The sequence below is a fragment of the Roseobacter sinensis genome, assembly GCF_025755255.1.
Taxonomy (GTDB): Bacteria; Pseudomonadota; Alphaproteobacteria; order Rhodobacterales; family Rhodobacteraceae; genus Roseobacter; species Roseobacter sinensis.
Map to the genome: position 1 here is coordinate 102,213 of NZ_JALIEB010000014.1, position 6,012 is coordinate 108,224.

At 56.6% G+C, this 6,012-nt stretch carries 5 protein-coding genes; 3 read left to right on the top strand and 2 right to left on the bottom strand.

All coding sequences use genetic code 11. The features are described from left to right. Window positions 1-11 precede the first annotated feature (11 nt). The gene (locus MUB52_RS18365) at window positions 12-530 is read right to left on the bottom strand and encodes a TetR/AcrR family transcriptional regulator (RefSeq protein ID WP_263845611.1); all 519 of its coding nucleotides are present in this window, start codon (window positions 528-530) and stop codon (window positions 12-14) included. A gap of 131 nt (window positions 531-661) precedes the next feature. Here MUB52_RS18365 and MUB52_RS18370 point away from each other — a divergent pair, with 131 nt between their 5' ends. After that, the gene (locus MUB52_RS18370) at window positions 662-1,453 is read left to right on the top strand and encodes a crotonase/enoyl-CoA hydratase family protein (RefSeq protein ID WP_263845612.1); all 792 of its coding nucleotides are present in this window, start codon (window positions 662-664) and stop codon (window positions 1,451-1,453) included. A gap of 236 nt (window positions 1,454-1,689) precedes the next feature. Here MUB52_RS18370 and MUB52_RS18375 read toward each other — a convergent pair whose 3' ends face one another. Further along, a complete protein-coding gene (locus tag MUB52_RS18375) occupies window positions 1,690-3,768 on the bottom strand; it encodes an ATP-binding protein (protein ID WP_263845618.1) in 2,079 nt (692 codons plus the stop codon). A gap of 60 nt (window positions 3,769-3,828) precedes the next feature. On the opposite strand from MUB52_RS18375, the gene MUB52_RS18380 reads away from it, so the two are divergent. Together MUB52_RS18380 and MUB52_RS18385 are read left to right on the top strand one after the other, a co-directional pair. Beyond that, entirely contained in the window at window positions 3,829-4,227 is a 399-nt protein-coding gene (locus tag MUB52_RS18380; protein WP_263845613.1) for a hypothetical protein, read from the top strand. 667 nt (window positions 4,228-4,894) lie between these two features. Beyond that, entirely contained in the window at window positions 4,895-5,836 is a 942-nt protein-coding gene (locus MUB52_RS18385; protein WP_263845614.1) for a PAS domain-containing protein, read from the top strand. Window positions 5,837-6,012: the final 176 nt, after the last annotated feature.

The following is a 6,012-nucleotide window of genomic DNA, read 5'->3' on the forward strand; positions in this document are numbered from 1 at the left end:
CCCGGCGCTGATCAGGTCGCGGTTGCGACCATCGCATGCGCTGCCCTGCCCGCGGAGGTGATGTAGTCAGGATCGCGGTGCACAAGGACGGTCGAAAAGGCCCCATCCATGAGCAGCACAATATGCCGAGCAAGCTCACGGGACGCTTGCAATTCGCGCTCTTCGAACTCGTCACCAAGCCAGGCCTCGAACTTCTTTTTGTGTTCGGCACCCACTTTCATGGCAGGATGACCGGGCATGTTTGCAAGCTCGGCCGCGGTGCGTAGAAAGCCGCAGCCGTTCCATTTCGGGTGGCGCGCGGATTGTGCGAGATTTGAAAAGACGGCTTCCACCTTATCGGCAAGATCACCCTCTGCCGCGTCGAACCACTTTTTGTAGAGCGCCAGATTCGGCTGGTCCCGGGACGTCAGATAGGCCGCGACCACATCATCCTTGCTCTTGAAGTGGTAATAGATCGTTTTCTTCGTGATGCCCGCCTTTTCGGCAATCGCATCGACGCTGACCGCACGGATACCCTCACTGTAAAACAAGCGACTGGCGGCATCCAGAATTGCAGCTTTTGCAGAACGAGTTTCAGCTGTCATGCCTGATGTATACTGGACAGAGAGTATACGTCAAACCCGACCCGATCTACCGTCTCCAAAACGATACGGAGATCACAATGCCGGACCTGGTAGTTTTCGAAAAGCATGGCGCCATCGCCCTTCTCACCTTGAACAGGCCCGAGAAGCTGAATGCGCTGAACTACGCCACCAATGATCGCTTGCTTGAGCTGCTGGATGCAGTTGAAGCTGATCCTGCGATCGGCGCCGTCGTTCTGACCGGTGCCGGGGATCGTGCGTTTTCCGCCGGTGGCGATATTCACGAATTCACCGAAAGCATAAAATCAGACATCGATCTCGCCGTCAGAGCGTTCTGCAGGCGAGGCCAACGCATGACCGCGCGGCTGGAGAGCTTTCCAAAGCCGATCATTGCCGCGGTCAACGGTCTCGCCTTCGGTGGCGGGTGCGAGATCACCGAAGCCGTTCACATGGCCATCGCAAGCAAGACGGCCACATTCGCAAAACCGGAGATCAACATCGGCATCCCGCCCACATTCGGGGGCACACAGCGGTTGCCGCGCCTGGCCGGTCGAAAGCGGGCTTTGGAACTCCTTCTGACGGGAGACCCGTTTTCCCCGGATCGGGCCTACGAGATGGGACTTGTGAACAAGGTCGTCGCGCCTGACGACGTGCTGCCGGCTGCCTTTGAGTTGGCGGAACGTATCCTGCGGCACTCTCCGCTCGCAGCTGCCCGGATCATCACAGCGGTCACGCGGGGGCTCAACACAACCATCGATGAAGGCTTGCGGATCGAACGTGAGCAATTCGCCCGCATGGCCGCAACACAAGACGCGCGCGAAGGCCTGGACGCGTGGATCGCACGCCGGGCACCACGCTACGTCGGGGCGTAAGATCCAAGACCGTCAGTTTCACACCGGTTTCTCCGGACACACCCGGAACCGGCTACGCGAACGTGCCGACCAATCGTCGGGTTGACCAAGTTCTCAGTCAGCGGAGCCTGCTACCGTTCTGGGATTGCTGGCGTTTTGGACTCCGATAGGCTCATGGCACCCAAATTCGACAAACTCAGAAAGGATCAGCTAACCCAATCCTTGTCTTGATAAGGACTGCCTTTAGCGACCCGACATCAACGTTTCGCTTTCCGGTAAAGGACTTCGCTTAGTTGAACTGTGTCGATGGGCTTGTTCAAAACGACACTTTCGGCCTCCCCGACATCGGCTTCGTCGCTCATCCGGGGCGGGTAGCCCGACATGAAGATCAGCTCCAGATCGGGGCGCATCCGGATCGCACTGCGGGCAAAGTCAATCCCGCTGACACCACCGGGCAACATGATATCGCACAGGGCGACGACGATGTCTTGGTGATCAGTGAGCACCGCATGGGCGGATTTGGCATCGCTGGCGGGAAGCGGTTCGTAGCCCATCAGTTTCAGAACTCGAATGAGATAGGCTCGGACATCGGGCTGATCTTCGAGCACGAGAATCTTTTGCCCTCGACCTCTTTGTCGCCATTTTGACGCCTCCTCCAGCATGGTCATCTCAGGCGGAACATCTGCGCGCGGCAGCAAGACGGACACGGTTGTACCGACGCCTGGCTGGCTGATGATCTCGGCATGCCCCCTGGACTGTTTCGCGAACCCGTAGACCATGGACAGCCCCAATCCACTGCCCATGCCAACTTCCTTGGTGGTGTAGAAGGGTTCAAAGACGTGGGACAGAACCTCCGGTGCCATGCCCGTTCCGGTGTCAGCCACGGAAATCTTGACGTAGTCACCCTCCTCCAATTCTTCGTCATCTTGGTCTTCGCGGTGCGCATTCTCACAAGTGATCTGCAGCGCTCCGCCATCCGGCATCGCGTCGCGCGCATTGATCGCAAGGTTAAGCAGCGCGTTCTGAACCTGGTTCGGATCAGCCCTTGCGGGCCAGAGGTCCGGTGCATGTTTGAAGCTGATCTCGACGTTATCGCCAAGCGTTCGCCGAAACAGCTCGATCATCTCCGATACAAGATGAACGAGATCGATGACGCGCGGGGTCAGAGGCTGCTGCCGGGAAAATGCCAGGAGTCTTTGTGTCAGGTCTCCGCCTTGCTTGACTGCACGAAGGACCGGCTGCACGTAGTCCGAGGCATTGTGCGGATCCTCGACAATCAGTTCTATGTTGCCGCCAATGACCGTGAGCAGATTGTTGAAATCATGGGCAATACCGCCGGTCAGTTGGCCGACGGCTTCCATCTTCTGAGCCTTGTGAAGACGTTCTTCGGACTTCAGACGCTCGGTTATGTCAACGGACGTCAGCAAGAGGCGCGCATAGGTCTCTTCATACCCCGGCAGAACCGTCCAGTTGCCCGCGATACGGCAGGCATCGCCTTCCTTGGGATAGATCGATAACTCATAGCTCATGCTGGTTTTTCCAGCATGTATCGCCTCGAGCGTTTGCCGGAAGACGCGCATGGAGTCCGGACTGAGGGTCCGTACCACGCTGGACTTTAACAGCTCTTTGCTTGGATACTTGTGCATCGCTTGCGAGGCACGGTTTGCATCCACAACAACGATCAAATCCCGGCATCTTTCGAGGAAATCTGGATTGTCATCAAGATATCTGGAGAACTCCTCGTGATCCGCGATATCCAGAGCATCAATCGCTTTCTTTATCCCTGACACATCCTCCTCTCGGATCGGGATCGGTGCGTTTTCAAACAAGCTCTTGAACCGGGCCTCACTTTCGCTTCTTTGGGTCTGGGCTGTTTTGCGCTCTTCTATCTCGCGCCGCAAATCTGCGTTCGAGCGCTCCAGGTCGCGATTGCGATCCTGTATCTCTTCGCGGGCCAGCGCTGTGGATCGCGCCATCGCATTGACACCGGCCTGCAGGGACTTCAATTCCCGCAACGCAATCGGAGATCGCGGGAGCATCCGGTTCTGAACATCATGCCCCGCGCCGAGGTCGGACACATGAGCTTCAATGAACTGGATCCGGCTGGACAGAAGGAATGATGCAGCCGCGGCGAGGATAAAAGACAACGCAAGACCCAGCGACATGATGATCAGCGCGTCTCGATTGAAGGCATCTGCAACCTCTTCCAACTCGCTGATGGGTTGCGGAACCATGACCCCCCAACCAGAACCCGGTAGAGAGCTAAATCCCGAGATCATCGAGACGTTCATTGCGGGTGAAAAGAAGGTCTCAACGCCGGTTTCGCCTGCCATCATACGCTGCACGGGAGGAAGCTCCGACAAGTCATGGGCGCTCTGCGTCCAGTCCGCTTTTGGATGAGCGAGAACACGACCGGTGTGATCCACGATCGCAGCATGGCCAAGGCGGCCAAAGCTGATGCGGCGCTGAAGGTTCCTGAAGAAATCGGTGTGAACGGCACCCACGACCAACTGGTCACCGACCTGCTTTACGACGAAGATCCGAGGAGCCTCGTCTTGTGGCGCAAAGACGTGGGACAGACCAACACCCCCGTCGGCGGCCAAGTCGAGAAACATCGCGAAGCGGGCGGCCGGGATGATGTCGGGGCATTCATGGATGTCAGACAGATAGGAGCGTTGGACTTTGCCCTTGACCACATCCGCCACGCAGACATGTCGGAAATAGAGGTTTTTGAAAATCGGTTTTGCGTCTTCTCCGTTCCCGGCCGCAATCGGCCGGGAAAAGCTCTCCATTGAGGCGATGAGGTCGCGATGATAGGTCTCCATGGCGGCCCCGAGGTTTTCTGCGATCAGCAGATGCCGCTCCCTCACTTCATCGTATTTGCTCGCCAGAATGCCTGAATAGGGCCAAAGCCAGAAGACCAAGAGAGGCGCCATTGCGGTGATTGTGAAAGCCGCAAAAAGATAGGTACGGACGCTCAGCTGCAATGTTGTGGCCTTGGGCAAGAAATACTGATTGTGAGAGTTCCCTCAAATTGCAGTTTTGACTAGTTGTTCTGTGACAAAAAGATGAAACGTGTTGCTTGACGGTTGGTTGGGGGAAGCCAGGTTTGGACGACGCAGTTCATCGCCTCACCGGGACTGAGTTTCACACTGGGTCAACTGAACATCTGGCTCGACAGCACGGCCAGGATGTCTCTCGATGGCCTTGGTGAAACCTGCAGTTCTGGTTGACGGCAGGTTTATGCTTCTCGACGAAAGCAGCCGCCGTCAGAGTCCCACGTCCGACAGGTCTCTGGTAATCGTTGGAAACAAAAAATTCTATGCTGGGCTTTGTCTTTCATCCAAAGACGGCGACGCCGAAAGGTAGGTTACGTGCAAACCGCCCCGATATCCGCCTTAAGTCAGCGAAATCAAGTATTGCACGTTGAGTGGTGTCACCATCTAATTCACCAAAGATTGGATGTACCGCTTTCTGTGGCGTCTGGAGCAGCAAGAGCGGAGGGCGAAATTGACGACTTTTGAGGGTGGCCCGCCTATCCCCGACAAGATCCGCTTGGCGTCAGCGGTCACCAGAACCCTGGTGGACATGAGATTTGATGCTGTGAGCGATCTGTTCAAAGCTCATGGTACAGGCTCGCCCACCATCATTTGGAGCCCCTCTCCGTACGACTTCTCACAGGCAGTCATCAAGAGATTTGCTGCATGTACGACGGGAAATGGCGCGCAATCGAAATGCCTGACGGTGCGCGAGTTCGAGCATCTGAACACTCAGGATTTCGAGCCGTGGATGATGGTGTTGGAGCCGTCGACTGACTGCTCGGACTTCCGATACCTGAAGTATGGGTCGGAAATCGCAATCATGTTCGGTCGCGATATGACAGGCCACCGAACATCGGAGCTTGGCGGCCACATCTCGGACTTCTTCATAGCGCTTTACACTGCGGTGGTGATCCGCAAAGAGACTGTCTTGAGCGTTCACGAACCGCCCTCCGACGTCTTCGCGACAACGTGGCGAAGGCTGATCATTCCCTTGGTCGATGAGGTTGGTCGTGTGTGCAGACTCGCCGCCGTGAACGTCCCCGACAATGAGCTGAGAGCGGGCATGGACGCATTACCCGATCCCGCTCTTGTCGTCAGACCTGACGGGATGATGGTGTACTCGAACTCACACGCGCGTCGCATTTTCGGCGATCCGAGCGCGCATCGGGTGCAAATCTCCGACTACTGTGACATGGCGATTGACTTACCTGAAAGTGCCGAAAAAATGCTACGGGACAAAACGTTTGTGGTCAGCCGAAGTATGGGTGTGCAGAACCAGGTCCTCGTGCACTTCGAAGTGAGGGTCAGCGCAACCTTCTATCGAGAGAAACCCTACTTTGTGATCATACTGAAACCACATTAGCCGCCTCAGGACCTGGGCAAGCAGAACAGTGGCCCGTCACGCGAGTGGCAATTGCTGTCCTGGACGTGTCCGTCGTCAGGGTTTTTGGGACAGATGGTTGCCTGATTTAAGAGAGTGTCTGGCGCATCTGGCTTGATTGATGATGCGGCGGATTTGCGGTGAAGCGAACGTCGCGC

Bases quoted from the DNA above. Each gene is read 5' to 3' on its own strand.
- MUB52_RS18380 (WP_263845613.1), top strand. From the start codon at position 3,829: ATGAGCGAGAACACGACCGGTGTGATCCACGATCGCAGCATGGCCAAG.
- MUB52_RS18370 (WP_263845612.1), top strand. From the start codon at position 662: ATGCCGGACCTGGTAGTTTTCGAAAAGCATGGCGCCATCGCCCTTCTC.
- MUB52_RS18375 (WP_263845618.1), bottom strand. From the start codon at position 3,768: ATGATGGCAGGCGAAACCGGCGTTGAGACCTTCTTTTCACCCGCAATG.
- MUB52_RS18385 (WP_263845614.1), top strand. From the start codon at position 4,895: ATGTACCGCTTTCTGTGGCGTCTGGAGCAGCAAGAGCGGAGGGCGAAA.